This is a genomic window from Vibrio sp. D401a, from assembly GCF_030248515.1.
In the GTDB taxonomy this organism is placed as follows: domain Bacteria; phylum Pseudomonadota; class Gammaproteobacteria; order Enterobacterales; family Vibrionaceae; genus Vibrio; species Vibrio rotiferianus.
The window spans coordinates 250867-272152 of sequence record NZ_JAHGAI010000035.1 but is presented as its reverse complement, the minus strand read 5'-3'; the positions used below and the strand labels follow the sequence as shown (position 1 = coordinate 272152).

Sequence of the window (21286 nt, the reverse complement as noted above, 5' to 3'; positions counted from 1 at the left end):
TGTTCAGAGGGCAAAGCGCAGCATTCTTACTCGTTAAAGTGACCCTTAGTTCGGGTCTACCAAGAACGAACGGTCCCCGTATCGATGTGGACAAAATTACTACTTGGATAATAACCAACGCCACCAGCCTTTAAGCTTAATGCCACGTCACGAACGGTAGACAATTTCACACCATCCAAACGGAAATCGATCGCCTTCCCTTCCATATGCATGCTTTTTTTCGCAACACCAGAAGAGCCATTTCGTAAAGACGCATTGGTTACCGGTGAACGGTAGCCTGAAATCACAATCACTTCAGCTTCCGTGCCGATCAACTTTTGAATTTGGCTGATTTGGTCGAACAAGCATCTATCCATTGGATGAACTTCATTACGACGATGATCACGACAGAATTTATCAAGACGTTGGAGTTCTTCATCGACGTAGCTCGAGCCGTTGAAATAACACGACTCAAGTAATTCACCAGTATTTAGGTTATTCATCGTAAGTACACGAGGCTCGTCGGGTAATGACGCCCAAGACACTGACGGCATAGCTGAAGCAACTACAACACCACCAGCGGTCATTTTAAGAAAATCACGACGAGAAAAATTACGACTTACCATTAGAAAATACTGCTCAATTACTCTACAAGCAGCGGACATTACCGAAACCAATTTAACGCGTCAAACGCATAAATCGGTCCAGCTTGTCACTTTTAGGCTGGATTTTTTGTTTACTTATTGAACAGCAAACGAATTTTATGAATTGTAACTTTTTTTAATTGAGAACGAATTTCAACCTTGATGATCGTAACGATAAATGTCATCTCGATAGTACAGCATGCCTTCTTCTAACCAAGCTGTCTGATAAATAATATGTACCTGGATACGTTTACTCAGGGGCACCGAGGTATTCGCCTCTCTACCACTTTCACGTTTTTTCTCTAGACGTTCTTCAAGGCCTTGGGTCTTAAACAACAGCTCGGCCAGCTGTTCAGCGTTTTCTACTCTTACACAACCCGAACTGAAAGCACGTCTATCTTCTTGAAACAAGTTTTTGCTCGGCGTGTCATGTAAATAAATAGCCTGAGGGTTTGGCATATTAAACTTATACAAGCCTAACGCGTTATTAGATCCAGAAGATTGTCTCATCCGATAAGGAAAGCTACGCGGGTTAACCGAAGCCCAATGTATCGTCGTAGGATCAATGATCTCGCTTGAATCCCATGAGCGAATTATCTGAATATTTTGCTCAAGTAGGTACATCGGGTTTTTCTTAACCTTTGGAATGATGTCCTTCACCATAATCTTCCAAGGTACATTCCATGTAGGGTTAAGGATGACAGAATCAAGAGTCCCCGTCATGATAGGTGTTTTTCGAGTTGTTCGGCCTACAACAACTTTAGACTCAAATAATGCTTCACCATTATGCCAGTATGTCACTTCATACCCTGGCACGTTAACAAACACGACATTGTCTCGCTCTTTTGCCCACAAACGAGAACGTTCTGAGTTAAGTGCAAGTAGATGCAATCGTTGCTCAGGCGAAAAATTAACCCAACGAATGGTGTTTGGACCGATAATTCCGTCCTGCTTTAGACCATGAATTTTCTGGAATGCTTTTATGGCCATTTCCAGCTCTTCATCAAATTGTGGACCACTATAAAGTAAATCGTCGACATCGATGCCAACGACCTGCATTCGCTCAAGGAGTATGGGCTTATTTTCTAGCACATCACCGACTCTCGCTAAACCTTGTTGCTGGTAGGTAGGGTAATCAAGCTTGGCATAGTCTTGGAGCGAATAAAAAGATTGATTGAAGGCGGGATCGGATTGCAACGGTGAAGATAAATTGATGAGAAATTGCTCTAACTTACCAATGGTAATTTCGGTGCTTAAAGCGGTAAGTACTTCGATGCTAGGTTCAGGCAATGACACTTCTTCGGTTTGGCCAAACAACCATTGTAAGCCATGTTCTTGGACTTGCTCTAAATAGCTTAGGTACATGAGTAGCGTATCTGTCATGACTAAATCATAATCAAGAGCATCTCCCTCTTCTTTTACATAAGCAACACGTCTGATTTGGTCTTGAAATACTGGAGAAACCTCAGCAAGAGACAATACTTGCAATTGAAACAAGAATTGTTGTGCAATATCCTCGTTTTCCCAATTTAAGCGATAGCTGGTGCTCTGGTAGAGCCGATCAATCACTTCTGGGTAATGGATCATTTTCTCAATGGATAGTTGTGCAACCGCTCCCACCTGCTCTGTATCAGCAGTGGCGTTTTGAGAAACAACAGTAGAAAAGCTGAAAAACGGCACCATAAGCGCCGTTGTTAATAGAATTCTAGCAAACACGATCACGATCCCTCGGAAAACTTGCCTTAAAAAAAGTATGGCAAATATCTCACGGCTTGCAGGTTTAAAATTAAGAATCTAGGCAGAAAACCTCCGATAGAAGTGTCATTAGACTCTTAATTCCCCCCCTATTACGTAATCTTCGACCAATGATTATCCCACTGAATGCCAGTAGCCATGGCAAGGTTTGACTTCGTTGGCCTTTGCTCAACAACTTTACCTGCCCCAGAGCTGACACGGAATTCATCACCGTAGACAACCACACCCGACGCATCAGGTAGCGCATTTAATTCAACGAGTCGACCAGTAGACTTAGACCATATCCCATAGCAGCTACCTGGAGGCGACGTCGCCAAAATCCATTCATCTGTCGCCGCAATGCTTGCGACATAATGGTTAAAGCGTGCCCATTGTTCCGGCTCTGCATGAAGCTCCTGCATTTCACCGCCACGAGTATGCATGGCAATGAGTGCAGGGTATTCGTCTGGCTCTCCGCGGTACTGCTGTCCGCAAAGCACGGTTTCTGCTCCATCATGGGCTAAGTGACGAATACTTAGCTGATGATCCGGCAAAGAAACCTGATCCAGCAACGCACCATCTTGTGAAAGATAACTTAAGCTCGGTTTCATCGTTTCAAGGTTCAGTGGTTCACGACCATTCGTGTGTACACCACCGACGCCAATCGCTAATGCGCCATCAGGCATCATGATCACTTCATGAGGACCAAGACCAAAACCCGTTAACTCATCGATTTTTTGATATTGCTTCTGCACATCATAAACACCAATGATCCCGCGGCTTGTATCCCTTTCGCCTTCGGTAGCGAACAATAAAGTGCCATCATGTGAGTAAACACCATGACCATAGAAATGGCGATTCGACTTTGCTAGTTGCAGTTTGATCATTTGCTCTGAGCGATAATCAAACACCATAAAGAACGTACCAGGTCTGCGGCCAAAGACCACTGCGTGCCCCTGCTGGTTTGTTGCTACGCCATGACCACGCTCAGGAATAGGTAACGTAGTGATTGGCATACCATGCTCATCAGCCACCACCGCAGCGTATTTATCTCGGCCAATGATTGAACAGCCTATCAGCGCTGGCTCACGTGAGTTTGTTGAAGTACAACCAAACGGCATAACAGGTGTAGCCGCCCCAAAAAGAGCGGCTTTAAGTAAGGTTCGGCGGGTTTGATCAGTCACCATCGGTTGCATTAAATCCTATAACCACGCCAAGCTCGATCGCCACTTCTTCGTGGATCAAGTACTTCAATTGTTCTAGCTTGTTGTATTGAGCTAGCACCATACGATAACCTTCTTTGCTTTGCAGCGCGGCAACCAAGCTCTTATCTTCTGGCCATGTATCTACAGCCATTTCAAACTGATGGGTAACACGATCAGCCAAATCTGCATGGCCTTGATCTCTCAACAGAGCATCCAAACCGTTACCGTTGGCAAAATAGAGTGCTTCCATTCCTTCAAGGTTCGCTTTTAAGTTTGATAACGAAGTCTCTGAACGCCACGATTCTGAGAAATAAGGACGAGGTTTGCCAATCTTCGCTAATGGACGACTCAGCTTCTTCATGCTGTATTCAAGCTGGTTAGATAACAGCGAGATGTACTCAGACTCCCACTCTGTCACATCTAACGATTTCCACGGGTTTTCTGCCCAAGAATCAGAAATGATCTGTGCTTTATTATCTAAATTTTCGGCTATCGCAACACCTGTTGCACACGTCTTGCTGTCGCTAGATAAGGTCGAAGCTTTATCATAAAGCAACCACTCCAACGCGCCTAAACCTTGTACGGTTACGCTTTGCGTCGAAATCTCCTCTGCACTCCAAGCTTGGTCCGATTTCGTCAGCACAGACATCTTACGGCCTGTGGTGTTCTTTTTATCTGGCCAGAACTGAACGTTCCAACTTTGCTCTAATGCCGTCGCTGGACCACGCTCTTGACCTTGCAACGCCATCCACGCCAGCATAGTTTGATGCCATTGCTGTTTTACTTTCGCGTAATCTTTGCTCTCTGACGCACAGTAATCAGTAAAGCTCTGCTCAAGATTGGTCGTTTGAACTAAAAATGCCTGCGCTGCTTGAAACTCCACTTCATACACATTTTGTGAAAGGTGGTTTGTCTTTTCTGGCTTTGCAGAGGCCAATTCGTTTGTTGCCTGACAGCCAACCAAACTTAGAGTTGCTGAAATAGCACTCGCTAACAGTCTTTTTTTCATGGTATGTGCCTTATAGAGAATTCAAAAACGCAATCAATGCGTCACGTTCTTTCTTATTCAGTGCCAAGACATTCTGCTTAGCTGTTTCAGCTTCGCCACCATGCCACAATACTGCTTCCATAAGGTTGCGCGCACGTCCATCATGTAGGAAGTAAGTATGGCCGTTAACCTCCTCGGTGTAGCCAATCCCCCATAATGGTGCAGTTCGCCATTCACGCCCGTTTGCTAAGTATTCCGGACGGTGATCGGCTAAGCCTTCACCCATATCATGTAAAAGCATGTCTGTGTATGGATGGATTAACTGCTCAGAAAGCGCTGGCAATCCTGGTCGTTTAGCGGTCTTCACACTTGTCTTATGACAGCTTTCACAGCCAGATGATGCAAAGATCTGTTGACCAAGCTTCACTTCTGGATCATTGACATTACGACGAATTGGCACCGCTAAGTGTTGGCTATAGAACTCAACGAAATCAAGGATATTTTGGCTTACTTCTGGCTTTCCACCATTTGGCATGTCATCACAAATAGTTTGTTTTGAGGTGCAGTTTTCATTTGGGAAAAAGTGGCTCGTCAAACCGACATCGCCATTGAATGCCGCGGCATTTTGTTGCATTAGCGTCGGCTGTCCGGCTTTCCAGCCAAAACGACCAATCGAGAAGTCGTCCTTCTCAATATCCCAAACCCTGTTTGCTTTACCTGAGATGCCGTCTTTGTTGGCATCGTGTTCATCAGCCCAAGCCAACAGTGTTTCGTCGGGAATGCTCTCTAACAAGCCAAGGCCGAGCATTGGTGGCGCCACACGCGCTGAAAATTCAGTATCCGGATGCATGTCGCCATACCCTAAATCGGTAATGTTTAGGTGCGGCTTTCTCAGCGTCACTGTCGTGCCGTCTTTAAACTCAATAGGCACATCGGTATAAGTGATTTCGATTTTGCCTTCTGGGGTCTGATCTTGAAGTGCAAAGTCTTGCAGCTGGCCGCCATAAGTGGGCTCGGGAATGCCACCGTCTTTGATGTACGCTTTTTTTTGCTCAGGCGTCATCGCAGGAATGCTCAAGCGCACTAACATAGACACGGCATGTAAATCATCTTTCTCTGGCGGATGACCACGACCATCTTTGATGTGACAGTTCTGACAACCATTGGTGTTAAACAGCGGACCTAGACCATCACGGGCGTCCGTCGATGCAGGAGCTTGAACCCAGGGGTTGCGGAAAAAACTGTTGCCGACACTGAAGTCAAGGCGCTTACTCATTGGCAGGTTGGCAGCAGGAAGAGAATAGGCATTCGCGCCATCTTTTTTGACACTGGTTTTGCCACCAGACTTAACATCGTAAGCCATGGCAGAAGAAGAAAGGATCGCGGCTAGCGCAGAAATTAGGTATGGCTTCATATCATTGCTCTACATATACAACAAGGGTGATAACAACGAGCTCAAACGTTAAAAGGGCTCACAAAGAGCCCTTATTTATTATGGTTTTCTTATTAAAACTCGTGGTCAGCAGTATCAGGGCTTAGGCTATCGATGCCGACAATGTTTGCCGCTCGCTCAATCGCACCGGTTTGGGCTACCAACGACATGATGGTGTCGTTTACTAACGCGTTGCCTTGTGCGTTACCCGCCGCAATTAGCTGATCGAAGTGCTGGTTGTTCTTCTCAGCAGAAGTCACTAGCTCACCTACTTGGCTGCGAGTAACATCAAACTGCTTCTGGATTTCTTTTGCTGCTTTTTTGTCTTTTTGAGCAACAAGATCCGCAATGCTTGGACCAGATAGCAATGTTCCATCTTCACGCTTGTATAGGCCGGTGTAAACGTTATAAATGCCCTGCTCGTTGTAGTAATGAGAATTATGAGTGTTGTCTGAGAAACAATCGTGTTCGTCTTCTGTCGAGTTTGCTTCTAGTGCAACTTTCATGCGCTCACCAGCTAGCTCACCCAGAGAAAGAGAGCCCATACCGAATAGCATCTTACGAAGACCGTTGTCTGCCGAGCCATTAAGAAGCTCTTCACGGTAGTTACCTTTCACGTCTGCAGACCACTGCTTTTCCATCCACTCGAGGTCTTGAACCAGTAGATCAGCTGCTGCTTTTAAGTACTCACCACGACGCTCACAGTTGCCATTAGTACACTCAGAACCTACAACGAAGTCAGTGTAAGCTCGTTGACCTGCACCTGCATTAGTACCGTTAAGATCTTGACCCCAAAGTAAGAACTCAATCGCATGGTAACCCGAAGCAACGTTTGCTTCAGAACCACCTACTTCGTTTAGATCTGCTAGCAATTCTGGTGTGATTTTAGCGACATCTAGCTTCGACGCGCCAATCTGGAGACTTGTATTCGCAATGATGTTAGCGGAAGCACCTTCATTACCTAGTTCATATTGGTAATCAGTTGCAACGTAATCAATTAGGCCCTCATCAAGTGGCCACGCATTTAGCTGACCTTCCCAATCGTCAACGACCGCGTTACCAAAGCGGAAAACTTCAGACTGTTGGTATGGTACGCGAGAATCTAGCCAAGCTTGTTTTACTTCTTCAAGCTTTGCTGCGGATGGAGATTTAAGGAATTCGTCGATTTTTACATCGAGGGCTTTTGCTGTTGTCACAGAATCAGAAAATACCGCGTGAGCAACATCTGCATAATGTTCGACAACTTGTTGTTTAGTTACTGTAGCAGCAACCGTAGAACCACTGGCAATGAGAAGTGATGCAGCAATAGACTGGACTAAAACTGTTTTTGCATTCATCTGAAGCATCCTTGTTGAGCATTTTAATTATCGTATTGGTAGTGCTAATTATTCTTATTTGCACTTTTAGTCCCGAGATAATACAAATTTACAATTTATTTGCAACTCCAGATACAAAAAAAGCCTCACAAATATGAGGCTTTTAACAATCTTTGTTGTTAGATTTATCTTTAATATTAAACCTTTAGATGGTGCTTACCGTGGGACACCTTGGCCTTCAAATAATTTTCGTTGCCATCTTTGATATGTGCAGAGGTATTGACAACTTCAGCGATTTCTATCCCATACTCAGATAATTCACGGATTTTCTTAGGGTTATTTGTCACAAGGCGGATCTTATTCACACCTAATGCTTCTAACATTTGTGCAGCTTCCGTAAAGTCACGCAAGTCATCATCAAAGCCTAGGTGGTTGTTGGCTTCATAAGTATTCATGCCTTGGCTTTGTAGACGATACGCATCGATCTTATTGTATAGGCCAATGCCACGACCTTCTTGGCGAAGATATAGAATGATCCCACCTGATTCACCCATACGGTTGATGGTCTCTTCCAGTTGCTCACCACAGTCACAGCGTGAAGAATGGAATACGTCACCAGTCAAACACTCAGAGTGCATTCTGACTAACGGTGTGTCTTGCGTTTGATCTGCATGCTTGAAAATTACTGCAACGTGTTCTTTGTCTGTTTTCAATCCGTGGAAGGACAGAATCTCAGCTTCAATGTTACTTTTTGCCCCGACTTTAAAATCTACTCTGGCACGAACTTCCGCCATATCTATACTCACTTGATGTATTGCTTGATGCACTTTTGTAATTGCATTCATAAGAAATCTCTCTCAATCACAGACTATGGGGATTGATACCTGATTTTTCAATCTTAAGATCACTTTGAATGCAACTGCTTCACTTAAAGGGTAATCAAACTAACCAGTTATGGTTGATTCTTTTTAGAACACTTTTAGTACCTAGTTAATCATACAGCATTACCCGGCTGACAAATGTTATAATATAACATTTTAAAATAAGTACAATAAAAAACCCCAGTCCGCAAAGGCTGGGGTTTTTTATATAAAACTGGCTGTATAGTAACTTAGTGAGTTTGCTTGTTCTTCCACACAACAAGCTCAATCCAGACATTTTCGAGCTCTTGAAGCTCTTCATCACTTAAAACGGCTAGCGTTGATGTGACTTGCGGCAGCTTCGGTGATTGCAATGCTCGAATCTGCGAGTAAAAGTCCTTTTTTAATTGCGATATTACTGAATCCACTGCAAACACCTACATATAATACGTTATCGAAATACGCGTTAGCTCATCTTTTTATTTAGTTCGCTATTCACTGAATTAATCTGAAATTCTTGAAAATGATAACATCTTGCCTGTTATATGCACAATTAATTTTAAATAGTGGAACAATTATCACACTATTAACGCTTGAGTTTTTTGATCGAAATAATTAGAAAAAGGATCATAAATAGCCCTGGAAAGATCCATAATAATGCCGTTGAGAGGTTAAATGGCGGATCATACAGGACAATATTTCCATATCGATCAACTAAGTATTGCTTGATCTCTTTATCTGTATATCCCTCATTCACCATCTCGTAGACCTTCAGCCGTAGCGCTTTCGCAGTATAGGCATTCGACTCGACTAGGTTTTGATTTTGACATTGAGGGCAACGAAGAGACTTAGCCAAAGTAATTGCACGCTGTTGCATTTCAACTGATTTAAATTCAAAAAGATCAACATTTTGATCATCTTGAATAGCGTACGCATTTAATGGGAGTAAGGCGAATAATAAAGATAATACAAAAGATAAATTATATCGAGATATCAAAGAACTTAGAGAAAATAGCATTCCATTTATCCTTATTAATTTCACCACGATATTTGATCAAAATCTGCCCCTCTTGATCAATTAGGTACGTTTCCGGCGTTCCTATTATACCTAAATCGATCCCTAGCTCACCTTTGGGATCAAATATCACCTTGGCATATGGGTTACCCTCCCGAGCCAAGTATTCTTGAGCTGCATGGCTTTGATCTCTATAGTTCAAACCTATTATTGGTACACCTGCTCGCGATAAACTCAACAATTCATCATGCTCACGTTTACAGACACCGCACCAAGACGCCCAGACGTTTAAAATTTGCAAATCATGCTCTGCAAACAGCTTTTCCGTAAGTACGTCCGTTGTCGCTAAGCTGTCAGCCTGAAAATTTGGAACATAGACCACCCGATTTTTCGTTGTCTCGACGTTTGGACGATCAGCTAAAGACAGGTAACTGGTTACCGAAAATACCGCAATAGCTCCCGCTAGAATAGCTAGTTTATGCGAAGGATTCATCACTGACTCGACTCCAAGATCTTTTAGGCAGTAAGGCTGATAACATACTTATTAGTGCAACGATACCGCCACACCATATCCACCAAATTGCGGCTCTGTACTGCACTTTCACCGCATAAGATTGCTCTGACAGCTTTTCCCCAAGTGTAATATAGTAGTCACCATGCCAAAAAGACTTAATGGCAGGCTCCGTCATATTCATAACTCGTACTGAATAATGCCTTCTCTCTGGGAGCAGAGTGAAGCTGTGTTGTTCCGTTGTGCTAAGGCGTATCTCTGCTATTTCCGAAGTATAGTTCGGCCCAACCTTCCAGTGAGTATCCACATATTCGAGAGATACGTTTTGGAACTGATGCTGAGAGTTTGGAGACATTCGGTAGCTAAATTCATAAGAGTAGGAGGCATTTACTATCGCCCCTACTCCAGCAATGACAAAACCAATGTGGGCAAAAAGTTTAGGTGCAGTGCTAATCTTCGCACCACTTCTTACCCACTGAAATGCATGACTAGAAACGACGTAAATTGCCAACGCAAAAATTACACCTAGCATCAAGCCCGTGTTAACCATAATTGCTACAATGCTGGCTGTAATGACACTCAAAGAAGCAATCAAACATAGTACTTTCAGATCCTTACCTGCCCGAGAATGTTGCCATGAACAAAACGTGGAACAAGCCAGTACAACCAGACTAAAAACAAATAATGGATAGATAAGTGAGTTAAAATATGGTGGTCCGACTGAAATACTACCTGACCCCAATACTTGGTAAACCATCGGATAAAACGTACCAAGAAACACGATAGCAGTAGCAATGACTAATAAGCCTATCGCCATGTAACATAAATAAGCTCGACTAAAAATGGTATCAATGTTCGATTGAGGAATCTGCTGACCTCGATATATCAAAGACCCAAAAGTGACAAAGACAATAATCACCAATACACACAGCAATGCCAATCCCTTAGTTGGATCAACAGCGAATGCGTGGACAGATGTTAAAACTCCGCTTCTGACAACAAAAGTACCCAATACACTGAGGCTAAACGTACTAAACGCTAATGCGTAAGTGCTCCAAATCGCCCCTTTATTTCTTGCTGACAAATGTATGCTATGGAGTAAGGCTGTGCCAACTAGCCAAGGCATCAAAGACGCATTTTCTACCGGGTCCCAAAACCACCAGCCCCCCCAACCTAATTCGCTATAAGCCCACCACGAGCCAACTAAAATGCCCGCCGTTAACGTACCCCAAGCGAAATAGGCAATGCCTCGAACAAATGCATACCACTCATGGTGTGGTTGCCTTCCAAACAAAGCAGCAAGCGCGAGAGCCAATACCGCAGAGTAACCAACGTAACCTAGGTAAAGTAAAGGCGGGTGAATAATAAGCCCAACATCCTGCAACATCGGATTGAGGTCACGTCCCTCCAGAGCGAAACTTTGGGCATATTCAAATGGATTTGATGTGGCAAGCGTAAACCACGCAAAGATCGCAATAAGAACGTTCATGATTCCTAGGCAATCACCAGTATATTGAGCATTAACAGGTGATTTAAAAGCGATCAATGACGCCCACATGCTGAGTGTCACCACCCAAAATAACATCGAACCTTGGTGCCCTCCCCAAGTAGCCGCCACCTTGAATGCGACAGGCAGTTGGCTATTGGAATGAGTAACCACATACTCAAGCGCGAAATTATCTTGAACAAAACAGACAATCAAAAGTGATAAGCAAATGAAAGAGGCCAAACTGATGATGTATGACGTTGCAGTTTGGTGCGGTAGCGCCACCGTTTTGCCAATTGCGCGACGAATCCAATACAACAACGCCGCACACGTAGAGCCAATCGACACCAGTATGAGTAAAAATAACCCCAGTTCAGCCTCCATTACACCTCCCTATACTATAGTCATCTGACCGGCATAGAGAATGAACGTGCGTAGCATCAATACACCAACCAGGCTTAACGTCGTCACCACAAACACGTAGCTTCCCTTGTGGCGAACTTCAGAAGGCGTTAACCAGTTCAGCGTTAACGGTGTGAGCATACCGATGAGTACGACCCCAACCCAGAACCATTGCGCCCAGAAACCGTTAGATATCGCATTCCAAGCGGCAACCTCATTCTGACCGCCACTAAAGATCAGACCTGTGAAGAAGGTCACCAAGACAAACAGCTCAAACAATACAACTGGGCGTTCAAATCCGTGAACCCAAGACACACTTGGGCTACTGGTTGACTCTTTGAAAACCAAGATGCCAAACATCAAACACGCCGCCGCTCCTGAAGATAAGCTAGAGAACAAGAACAAAATAGGCAGTACTGGGTTATTCAACATTGGGTAAGTCTTCAATGCCGATAACAGGAAGCCGGTATACGCGGCTAAAACTATCGCTAAGAATCCCAGAAAGAGTTCTATCGCGTTGTTACCTTTACCGAACTTGATCAGGAGATCATCAACAAAATCGAGCAACTTGCCTGGCAACTTGCCTTCGCAGAAATTGATGATTTGGTGACGGAAAATCACACCAATCCAAACAAATAGTACGATCATGTACACTTGGAACAAGATAACGCCCATAGACATCACGGAAGTCGGATTGTAGTAAATCATGATCTTCCAAAACTCTAGCGGTTTAGTTAAGTGGAAAATCAAAATAACTAGACCAGCAATGATGCCAAACGGTGCTAACCAAGCCATAGCTTTCATGATGCCATTGTTTGCTGGGTCACCCTCGATAACCTTGCGTTTCAAATAGATGGATATCATTACCGCCCCCGCGGACATACCCGCTAAGAACAGATATATTGCGATGATCCAATCCCAAACTAACGAGTCAAAGTGGAAAGCACTCTCGAAGCCGTTCATGATGACACCTCCCCTTTGCTATGTGGAATTTTGTACAGCTTAGGCTGTGTACCTAAATGCGATTTATCACGGTACACAACGTTGCTTTCTATCGCTTTGCTCACTTCACTTGTAGGATCGTTTAAATCGCCAAATATCAGTGCTTTCGTCGGGCAAGATTCCACGCATGCCGGCTGTTTACCTTGCGCTAAATTGGTATCACGACAGAAATTACATTTATCCGCAGAGTGATCGACCGGGTTAAAGAAGCGGACTTGATAAGGGCACGCAGCTAAGCAGTAACCACAACCAACACATTTTTCTTTGTGCACATCGACGATACCAGTTGCTTCGTCTTTATACGCAGCGCCAGTTGGACAAACGTATACACAAGGCGGATTATCACAGTGCTGGCAAGAGTCTCGAGTGAACTGGTATTCCACATCAGGGAACTCCCCAATCGGCTCACTACGATGAATTTTAAGACGGGTAACGCCTTCAGGAACGTTATTCACTTCACGGCAAGCATCAGTACAAGCGGTACAACCAATGCAGGCATTCTCATCGTGAACCATCCCCATACGCTTTGCTTGCTCACTATCGCTGGCATAAAGAGAGGAGCTAACAACGGAAGTGCCTGCAACGCCAGTGGTCAATATCAAAGCGCCGCTGCCGGCTAGGAAGTTTCTTCTAGAACATTTCATGCTATCTCTCCTCTTCTTTTGCAAGTTCAGGTTCGACGGCAAATTCAGAGTGACAATCGACACATTGCTTGATCAGCTGTTTTCTGTCGTAAGACAGTGCTTTGGTTTTTGCAGCGTGAACATCATGACAATTTGAGCAAGTAAGATTCTTTGCATGAACATCGTGCGTCCAGTGGCTTTCTCTTAGCTCAGTAGGCGCATGGCAATCCACGCACTGACTATTAGCTTTGAGGATCAAACTCGGATCGAGGAACACCTTATCGTGCACTGCTTTTGATTGCGCAGCAGAAAACTTAATAACATCCGGCGCCCCTTCACGGTGGTCAGGACCAATATTGCTGTGGCAGTTGGTGCAATTAAGTTGCTTTCCTTGGCTCAATAACGCTTGTGGATCATGCGATAGATTCAGAGTGTCTTTGGCGTCCTTATGACATTGAAGACATTTATAGTCTCGGTCTCGGATCAGTTCGACTTGATGACGCTCGGCCTGAGCACCTTCAACTGACTCTGAAGAAGTCGCATGGGCGGCGATGGAAAAACCATAGAAGGCAAAGATGAAGAGAAATTTCAGCATTGTCTCTATGGTCAATTTTATATTGCCCATATTTTTCTTTCCTTAGCTCGATAATAATTGATAACCATTCTCAATTATTTATTTGAGCGACAATTAATTTCCTCTGAAGATATTTTTACAAACCTTCAAATGACATCAATTCTTATTTCGGAAAGCCACAACGCTAAACCTATATTTATAATACCCCTATTCTCCATAAGGGGTAGAAACAACCGCTCAAAAAGCGAGCTTAATCACCCTATTTTTTAAACAGACAGAAAGCTAAAACCTTAGCACACAACAAGTTACACCATACCACTTTAGGGGTATATAAATATAAACATGACTGAGATCACTGGCGTAAATTGATCTAAAACAAGACAAGTATCGCTCACTATTTCATCTATTTGATTAAGCCATATTATTAATCTTAGATCTCCGGTTCTTATTTGGAATAGCTCCTCACAACGCTGCTTATAAAAACAAATATGGAGATAACACCGTGAGCATAAAACACTGGATGAGCGCACCCATCGCGGTTGCGACCTTATTCGCCAGCCAATTATTTTTGGTAGGCGCTCCTATGGCAGCGGAAGATAAAGAACTCGTCGATCCACGCAACGATGCCTTTGAACAAAACCACCCTGACCAATATCATTCTTGGAAAGCAACATCAGAAAGTGAACATATTGAAGATGCCTTAAGTGAAGACCCAAACATGGTGATTCTATGGGCAGGCTATGGCTTTGCGAAAGATTACAATAAAGCCCGCGGTCACTTCTACGCATTGGATGATGTTCGCCAAACCTTACGTACCGGCGCACCGACAGACGAAAAATCCGGACCTATGCCGATGGCGTGTTGGAGCTGTAAAAGCCCAGATGTGGCTCGCGTAATTGATGAACGCGGTGAAGATGGCTACTTCGAAGGCAAATGGGCACGCTTAGGATCGGAGATCGTTAACCCTATTGGTTGTTCAGACTGTCACGACACTCGCTCTGATGAGTTTAAGAACGGTGAACCAGCGCTGGCAATAACTCGCCCTTATGTAGAACGCGCTTTCGATGCCATCGGCAAAAAGTTTGATGAGCAATCTCGCCTAGATCAACAAGCGTCTGTTTGCGCGCAGTGCCACGTTGAATACTACTTTACCGGTCCAACCAAAGCCGTGAAATTCCCATGGGATATGGGGACCACTGTGAACGATATGGAGCAGTACTACGATGCATTGAACTTCAAAGATTGGACACACGCAGTATCGAAGGCACCAATGTTGAAAGCACAGCACCCAGGTTACGAAACATGGCGTGATGGCATCCACGGCAAGAATAAAGTCGTATGTGTGGACTGCCACATGCCAAAAGTAACTAAAGAAGACGGCACCGTTTACACCGACCACAAAGTGGGCAATCCGTTTGATCGCTTCGAAGACACTTGTGCACAATGTCATACCCAAACCAAAGAGCAGCTACAAGGCATCGTTTCAACGCGTAAAGCTCAAGTACTGAACATGAAGCTAACAGCCGAGAAGCAAATCGTAGCAGCGCACTTTGAAGCGGGTGCAGCATGGAAAGCCGGCGCAACCGAAGATGAAATGCAGCCGATCCTGCAAGATATCCGCCATGCACAATGGCGTTGGGACTACGCTATTGCGTCTCATGGTGTCCACATGCACGCGCCTGAAGTTGCGCTTGAGGTGTTAGGCACTGCGGTTGACCGTGCGGCGGACGCACGCACTAAGCTGGTTCGTTTACTTGCAACCAAAGGCATTACTGAACCAGTACAAATCCCTGATATCTCGACCAAAGCTAAGGCACAACAAGCACTAGGAATGGATATGGAGAAAATGAACTCAGATAAGAAACACTTCCTAGAAACGGTAGCACCAGAGTGGGATAAGGCAGCTGCTGAACGCGAAGCCACGTACTAGTTTAACTGGTGAAGATTAATTAATAGATACAACAAGGGGCGTACTGAACGCCCCTTTCTTTATTTCTTTGTTATCTTTATTTCTTCGTTCTCGATTCTATCGAGAGACAAAAATCGAATGTGCTAACGACGAGGAAGTCTCGGCCTAGACTGAATATTTGGGCGCGTTTTAGGCATTTGCACATTAGGTCTTTCCGCAGGACGCTGAATCTTCGTCTCTGGCAGTGCTTTTCTTTGTTGCGCCTTTTCTTTCAATGCTTTGTCTTGTAAAGCTGCGGGCTCGCTTCGCTCTGGACGATTCTCCCACTTGGTTTGAATCTCCTGCTTCTGCTCTTCAGGTAGAGATTGCCAATGGTCGTCAAGCTGGCGTTTCATGTTGTCAATGTTGGTGGACATATCATCATCCTTCCAATCTTCAACTTTGTCTTTGATGGATTGCTGTTGGTCTTCATCCAAGCCATTCCACCACTCTTCCAATTTCTCTTTGTATTCATCATCATTGTCACAACAACCCGGATATTAGTAGATCCAGTAATCGTCATGATCATACCACCATGGATCGTAGTAACCGGAAGAGTAATAAACCGTAGATGAGGAGCCAGAATGTTCGGAAGAAGTACAGCCTGCCAGTACGGAGCCGCACAGCACCACCAAAATGCCTAACGCTTTATTCTTCATTCGTCGCCTACCTTTCGTCTACTGCTTATTAAATTCTACGTCTACAACAGCTCTTTCGCTTGGTTGATAGAGTTAATAATTTGCACTCTATCTAAGTTGGGATCGTTAGAATCTAGTAATAGTACCCAAGCATCAATCGCCTCCTGAAAACGGAATGACAAAAAATGATCATTTGCGATCAAAGACAAGGCCGCTTCATTATGAGGCTCTAACTGCAACGCTTGTTCAAGCAATAAACTGACTTCACTCGTCATCGCTTGTTTATGGATGTAATACAGGGTGGTTGCTTTAGCGGCAAGTTGAGTTGCATTGACTGGGTCTGTCAACTGAATGGCATAATCGAAGCAAATCAGTGCTCCATCAAGCTCTCCTTCGACCAGATATCCCTGCCCCAACTGAAACCATAGCTCAGCATTATTTGGGTCTTCACGCAATTGGTCTTGGATTTCCTCAATGATGTCATGAGCAGTCATCATCCGCGATGCTTCGGCTTGTATTGGCTGAGGAGCAGATTGACGAAAAAGTAAAAAGCTAGCACTCGTCAGCACGAGCACCAACGCGCAGAAGCTAAACCATTGCGCTGGCTTTACTTTGGCGGCGCTCAGCGACAAAGCCACAATGAATAAACCCATCAAAGTGATGGCGACAAAAAACCAAACCGACATAGTGCATTCCATAAAACAAGAGAGTTTCAGTCTACTGGTTTAGAGCCTTCATTGCGTTGATACAAGTACAAAAAAGCCGAGCGTAATGCTCGGCTTTTAAATTTAGCAGTGACTGAGAAGATTATTCTTCTTCAGAACCTTCAGCTGTATCGTCCGCTGCTGGTGCTTCAGGCGCTTGACCTTCAACAGTTGCTTCTGTTGCTTCCGCTTCTTCACCTTCAGGTAATTCTACTTCTTCAACTTCGTCAATGCGTTGTAGACCAACTACTGACTCATCTTCTGCTGTACGGATCAGCGTTACACCTTGAGTGTTACGACCTACTTGGCTTACTTCAGCTACACGAGTACGAACTAGAGTACCAGCGTCGGTGATCATCATCATCTCGTCGCCTTCTTCTACTTGTACTGCGCCAACAACTGGACCGTTACGCTCAGAAACCTTGATAGACACAACGCCCTGAGTTGCACGACCTTTCGTTGGGTATTCCGCTAGTTCAGTACGCTTACCGTAGCCGTTTTGTGTAACCGTTAGGATATCGCCTTCGTTAGACGGAACGATTAGAGAAACAACTTGGTCTTCGTCTGCTAGTTTCATACCGCGAACACCCGCCGCTGTACGACCCATTGCACGTACTTTGTCTTCGCTGAAGCGAACCACTTTACCTGCTTTAGAGAACAGCATGATGTCGCTATCGCCGTTTGTGATATCAACGCCAATTAGTGAGTCATCATCACGTAGGTTCACAGCGATTAGGCCGTTTGAACGTACGTTTGCAAACTGGTTCAGTGGGGTCTTCTTAACCGTACCATCGCCTGTCGCCATGAAGATAAATTTCTCTGGTGAGAACTCATCAACTGGAAGAATTGCGGTGATACGTTCGCCTTCCTCTAGCGGAAGGATGTTTACGATTGGCTTACCACGTGCAGTACGAGTTGCATGAGGCAATTGGTAAACTTTCAGACGGTAAGTCTTACCACGAGTTGAGAAACATAGAATGTTATCGTGAGTATTTGCAACAAGTAGACGTTCGATGAAGTCTTCATCTTTCATCTTCGTTGCACTCTTACCTTTACCACCACGACGCTGAGCTTCGTAGTCGCTTAGAATTTGGTACTTAACGTAACCTTCGTGAGACAGAGTTACTACTACGTCTTCACGAGCGATCAGCTCTTCCATGTCAATGTCATGGCTAGCTGCTGTGATTTCTGTACGACGTGCATCGCCGAAACCATCGCGAACCGCTTCAAGCTCTTCACGGATCACTTCCATCAAACGCTCAGTGCTTGCAAGAATATGCATTAGCTCTGCGATTTCATCTAGAAGTGCTTTGTATTCGTCAAGAATCTTCTCATGCTCAAGACCAGTTAGCTTGTGTAGACGTAGGTCTAGGATAGCTTGTGCTTGAGTTTCAGTCAGGAAGTACTGGCCGTCACGGATGCCGTATTGCTCTTCTAACCATTCTGGACGAGCAGCATCGGTGCCCGCACGCTCTAGCATTGCCGCTACGTTGCCAAGGTCCCAACCGCGCGCCACAAGGCCTGCTTTCGCTTCTGCAGGTGTTGGAGCTTTACGAATAAGTTCGATGATTTCATCGATGTTCGCTAGTGCAAGCGCCAAACCTTCAAGGATATGTGCACGTTCACGAGCTTTACGTAGTTCGAAGATAGTACGACGAGTAACAACTTCACGACGGTGGTCAACGAAACACTTCAACATCTCTTTTAGGTTGAATAGTTTTGGCTGGCCATTGTCTAGCGCAACCATGTTGATACCGAAAGTCGTTTGAAGCTGGGTTTGTGCGTAAAGGTTGTTTAGAACCACTTCGCCCACAGCATCGCGCTTACATTCAATTACGATACGCATACCGTCTTTATCAGACTCGTCACGTAGCGCACTGATGCCTTCTACTTTTTTATCTTTAACCAGCTCAGCGATCTTTTCGATCAAACGAGCTTTGTTTACCTGGTAAGGAATTTCAGTGACGATGATGGTTTCTTTACCATTCTTCTCCACTTCGATTTCCGCTTTTGAACGCATGTAGATTTTGCCGCGACCTGTTTTGTACGCGTCTACGATGCCTTTACGACCGCTGATCAGCGCCGCTGTAGGGAAATCAGGACCAGGAATGTAATCCATTAGCTCATCAATAGTGATTTCTTCATTATTGATGTACGCAAGACAGCCATCGATCACTTCGCCAAGGTTGTGTGGCGGGATGTTGGTTGCCATACCTACCGCGATACCAGAAGAACCGTTTACCAGTAGGTTAGGAATTTTCGTCGGAAGAACCGCAGGGATCTGCTCAGTACCATCATAGTTAGGTACATAGTCTACGGTTTCTTTGTCTAGGTCAGCCAGAAGTTCGTGGGCAATCTTCGCCATACGTACTTCGGTATAACGCATTGCCGCAGCAGAGTCGCCATCGATCGAGCCAAAGTTACCTTGACCATCGACCAGCATGTAACGAAGTGAGAACGGCTGAGCCATACGTACGATTGTGTCGTACACAGCACTATCACCGTGTGGGTGATATTTACCGATTACGTCGCCGACAACACGGGCTGATTTTTTATATGGTTTGTTCCAATCGTTGCCTAGTACGTTCATCGCGAATAAAACGCGGCGGTGTACTGGTTTTAGGCCATCACGCACATCTGGAAGAGCACGACCCACGATTACTGACATCGCGTAGTCTAGGTATGAACCTCTAAGCTCATCTTCAATGTTTACGGGCGTGATCTCTTTAGCTAAATCGCTCATAGAGCCATTATCCCTCTATTATCTGATCGTAATTACGATACGTGTAAGGTGCAAAAATATAACACACAATTCATCAACGGGGCATCACTTTCCCGCTCCTTTTATCAGGTTGTGAGCTTGGTTATGGGTTAAATGAAGAGAATTTGCACATTCATCCCATATCTTTCTGAAAACTGACTATATTTCCATCAATATCGTTCAAAAATGTCCCCTATTGCGATTGTGAGAAAAGAAGCAGTTTTAACGTATCGTACCATTGGAGTATAATCGCGCCTTCCAAAGGACTATTAGCGAAGCGATATTACTATCATGACAAAAGCACAAAACGTCGATCCAAGTGAAATTAAGAAATTCGAGGAGATGGCTTCTCGTTGGTGGGATTTAGAAGGCGAGTTCAAACCACTTCACCAAATTAACCCGCTTCGCTTGAACTATGTCCTGGAGAAAGCCGACGGTTTATTTGGCAAAAAAGTGCTCGATGTGGGCTGTGGTGGCGGTATTCTTGCAGAAAGCATGGCAAAAGAAGGTGCAGTGGTAACTGGCCTAGATATGGGTAAGGAACCTTTAGAAGTCGCTCGCCTGCACGCACTAGAGACAGGAACTAAGCTGACTTACATCCAAAGCACCATCGAAGACCACGCAGCGGAAAATGCCGGGACTTACGATGTCGTGACTTGTATGGAGATGCTTGAACACGTCCCTGACCCACTCTCTGTGATTCGTTCTTGTGCAGCGTTGGTCAAACCTGGCGGCCATGTCTTCTTCTCTACACTAAACCGCAATATCAAGTCATACCTATTTGCCATTGTTGGCGCAGAGAAGCTATTGAAAATCGTTCCGGAAGGCACTCACGACCACGAGAAATTCATCAAACCAGCAGAAATGATGAAGATGATTGACCAAACAGACCTAACCGAAATGGGTATCACTGGCTTGCACTACAATCCTCTTAACGATAGCTACAAACTAGGCCGTAATGTCGATGTAAACTACATCGTCCATACTCAAAAATACTAGTCTGATTACATAGCAATCACATCAACCAAATGAGCCTATAAAAGAAGGGTACGTGAGAGAGGCAGTAGCATAGGTTTACTGCCTTTTTTAGTTTCTGTTGGTACATTTTTCGTGCACTAGATTCCATTTTAACCAATCTATTTTTAACAAACAAAAACTGTCAAAGATCAAGGAAAATATTTTTACATGCGGTTATTTGTAAACCGATCTGAAAACTGCAATTTTCTCCAATCAATCTCCCCCTTTTCTCATCGGTTAGTGTTCACTTACTGATTTTTTTCGTTCTCATAGTTATCCACAAGTCATCCCCTGCCTGTGCCTTGAAAAATTGGGGCAATAGCACTATCTTGTAACCCGCAAACAAATTAACCCCTATATGTTGTGTTTAAGCTACAATATATAGATAGACTTTGATCACAAAGCCGCCGCAAATTTTACAAGTTTTGCACATAAACAAACAAAAAT

The 21286-nt window shown here is 44.4% G+C and carries 18 protein-coding genes and 1 pseudogene; 2 read left to right on the top strand and 17 right to left on the bottom strand.

From position 1 onward, the window contains the following. Positions 1-56: 56 nt before the first annotated feature. The 14 genes from KIV41_RS15245 to nrfB all read right to left on the bottom strand — a co-directional run bounded on the left by KIV41_RS15245 (position 57) and on the right by nrfB (position 13822). Positions 57-605, bottom strand: a complete 549-nt coding sequence (locus tag KIV41_RS15245) for a YcbK family protein (RefSeq protein ID WP_285336947.1) — start codon at positions 603-605, stop codon at positions 57-59. 171 nt (positions 606-776) lie between these two features. Then, positions 777-2306, bottom strand: a complete 1530-nt coding sequence (locus KIV41_RS15240; RefSeq protein ID WP_285336966.1) for a murein L,D-transpeptidase — start codon at positions 2304-2306, stop codon at positions 777-779. Positions 2307-2470: 164 nt separating this feature from the next. Further along, positions 2471-3553 carry a DUF1513 domain-containing protein gene (locus KIV41_RS15235; RefSeq protein WP_182025829.1) on the bottom strand — a complete coding sequence of 361 codons (1083 nt, stop codon included), beginning with the start codon at positions 3551-3553 and terminating at the stop codon, positions 2471-2473. Next, positions 3534-4571: an imelysin family protein gene (locus KIV41_RS15230; protein ID WP_285336946.1), complete on the bottom strand. Its 1038-nt coding sequence runs from the start codon at positions 4569-4571 to the stop codon at positions 3534-3536. Before KIV41_RS15230 ends, KIV41_RS15235 begins: the two co-directional genes overlap by 20 nt. A 10-nt stretch (positions 4572-4581) precedes the next feature. Next, positions 4582-5964: a di-heme oxidoredictase family protein gene (locus tag KIV41_RS15225; protein WP_285336945.1), complete on the bottom strand. Its 1383-nt coding sequence runs from the start codon at positions 5962-5964 to the stop codon at positions 4582-4584. A 92-nt stretch (positions 5965-6056) separates the two neighbouring features. Beyond that, a complete protein-coding gene (locus tag KIV41_RS15220; RefSeq protein WP_010447608.1) occupies positions 6057-7319 on the bottom strand; it encodes an imelysin family protein in 1263 nt (420 codons plus the stop codon). 176 nt (positions 7320-7495) lie between these two features. Next, a complete protein-coding gene (gene ribA / locus KIV41_RS15215) occupies positions 7496-8143 on the bottom strand; it encodes a GTP cyclohydrolase II (protein ID WP_010447607.1) in 648 nt (215 codons plus the stop codon). A 266-nt stretch (positions 8144-8409) separates the two neighbouring features. Beyond that, positions 8410-8586: a hypothetical protein gene (locus KIV41_RS15210; protein WP_010447597.1), complete on the bottom strand. Its 177-nt coding sequence runs from the start codon at positions 8584-8586 to the stop codon at positions 8410-8412. 158 nt (positions 8587-8744) lie between these two features. After that, positions 8745-9152 (bottom strand): cytochrome c-type biogenesis protein CcmH, encoded by a 408-nt coding sequence (locus KIV41_RS15205; protein ID WP_373417613.1) that lies wholly within the window; start codon positions 9150-9152, stop codon positions 8745-8747. Beyond that, positions 9139-9666, bottom strand: a complete 528-nt coding sequence (locus KIV41_RS15200; RefSeq protein WP_010447593.1) for a DsbE family thiol:disulfide interchange protein — start codon at positions 9664-9666, stop codon at positions 9139-9141. Before KIV41_RS15200 ends, KIV41_RS15205 begins: the two co-directional genes overlap by 14 nt. After that, positions 9650-11554 carry a heme lyase CcmF/NrfE family subunit gene (locus tag KIV41_RS15195; protein ID WP_285336944.1) on the bottom strand — a complete coding sequence of 635 codons (1905 nt, stop codon included), beginning with the start codon at positions 11552-11554 and terminating at the stop codon, positions 9650-9652. The genes KIV41_RS15200 and KIV41_RS15195 overlap by 17 nt, the downstream gene beginning before the upstream one ends. A gap of 9 nt (positions 11555-11563) precedes the next feature. Further along, positions 11564-12535, bottom strand: a complete 972-nt coding sequence (nrfD, locus tag KIV41_RS15190; protein WP_252041914.1) for a cytochrome c nitrite reductase subunit NrfD — start codon at positions 12533-12535, stop codon at positions 11564-11566. Then, positions 12532-13218, bottom strand: coding sequence for a cytochrome c nitrite reductase Fe-S protein (gene nrfC, locus KIV41_RS15185; protein ID WP_252041913.1), 687 nt, complete (start codon positions 13216-13218; stop codon positions 12532-12534). The genes nrfD and nrfC overlap by 4 nt, the downstream gene beginning before the upstream one ends. 1 nt (position 13219) lies before the next feature. Then, entirely contained in the window at positions 13220-13822 is a 603-nt protein-coding gene (nrfB, locus tag KIV41_RS15180) for a cytochrome c nitrite reductase pentaheme subunit (RefSeq protein ID WP_071235526.1), read from the bottom strand. A gap of 451 nt (positions 13823-14273) precedes the next feature. Between nrfB and nrfA the strand changes: the two genes are divergently transcribed. Continuing rightward, on the top strand, positions 14274-15701 hold the full coding sequence (gene nrfA / locus KIV41_RS15175; protein ID WP_285336943.1) for an ammonia-forming nitrite reductase cytochrome c552 subunit: 1428 nt from the start codon (positions 14274-14276) through the stop codon (positions 15699-15701). Positions 15702-15823: 122 nt separating this feature from the next. Here the strand turns inward: nrfA and KIV41_RS15170 are convergent. The 3 genes and pseudogenes from KIV41_RS15170 to gyrA all read right to left on the bottom strand — a co-directional run bounded on the left by KIV41_RS15170 (position 15824) and on the right by gyrA (position 19804). Then, positions 15824-16378 (bottom strand): annotated as a pseudogene (locus tag KIV41_RS15170) (hypothetical protein). A gap of 41 nt (positions 16379-16419) precedes the next feature. Then, a complete protein-coding gene (locus tag KIV41_RS15165) occupies positions 16420-17043 on the bottom strand; it encodes a cytochrome c (RefSeq protein ID WP_038886851.1) in 624 nt (207 codons plus the stop codon). A gap of 121 nt (positions 17044-17164) precedes the next feature. Further along, on the bottom strand, positions 17165-19804 hold the full coding sequence (gene gyrA, locus KIV41_RS15160) for a DNA topoisomerase (ATP-hydrolyzing) subunit A (RefSeq protein ID WP_045387776.1): 2640 nt from the start codon (positions 19802-19804) through the stop codon (positions 17165-17167). 309 nt (positions 19805-20113) lie between these two features. On the opposite strand from gyrA, the gene ubiG reads away from it, so the two are divergent. After that, entirely contained in the window at positions 20114-20821 is a 708-nt protein-coding gene (gene ubiG, locus KIV41_RS15155; RefSeq protein ID WP_010447571.1) for a bifunctional 2-polyprenyl-6-hydroxyphenol methylase/3-demethylubiquinol 3-O-methyltransferase UbiG, read from the top strand. Positions 20822-21286 lie beyond the last annotated feature (465 nt).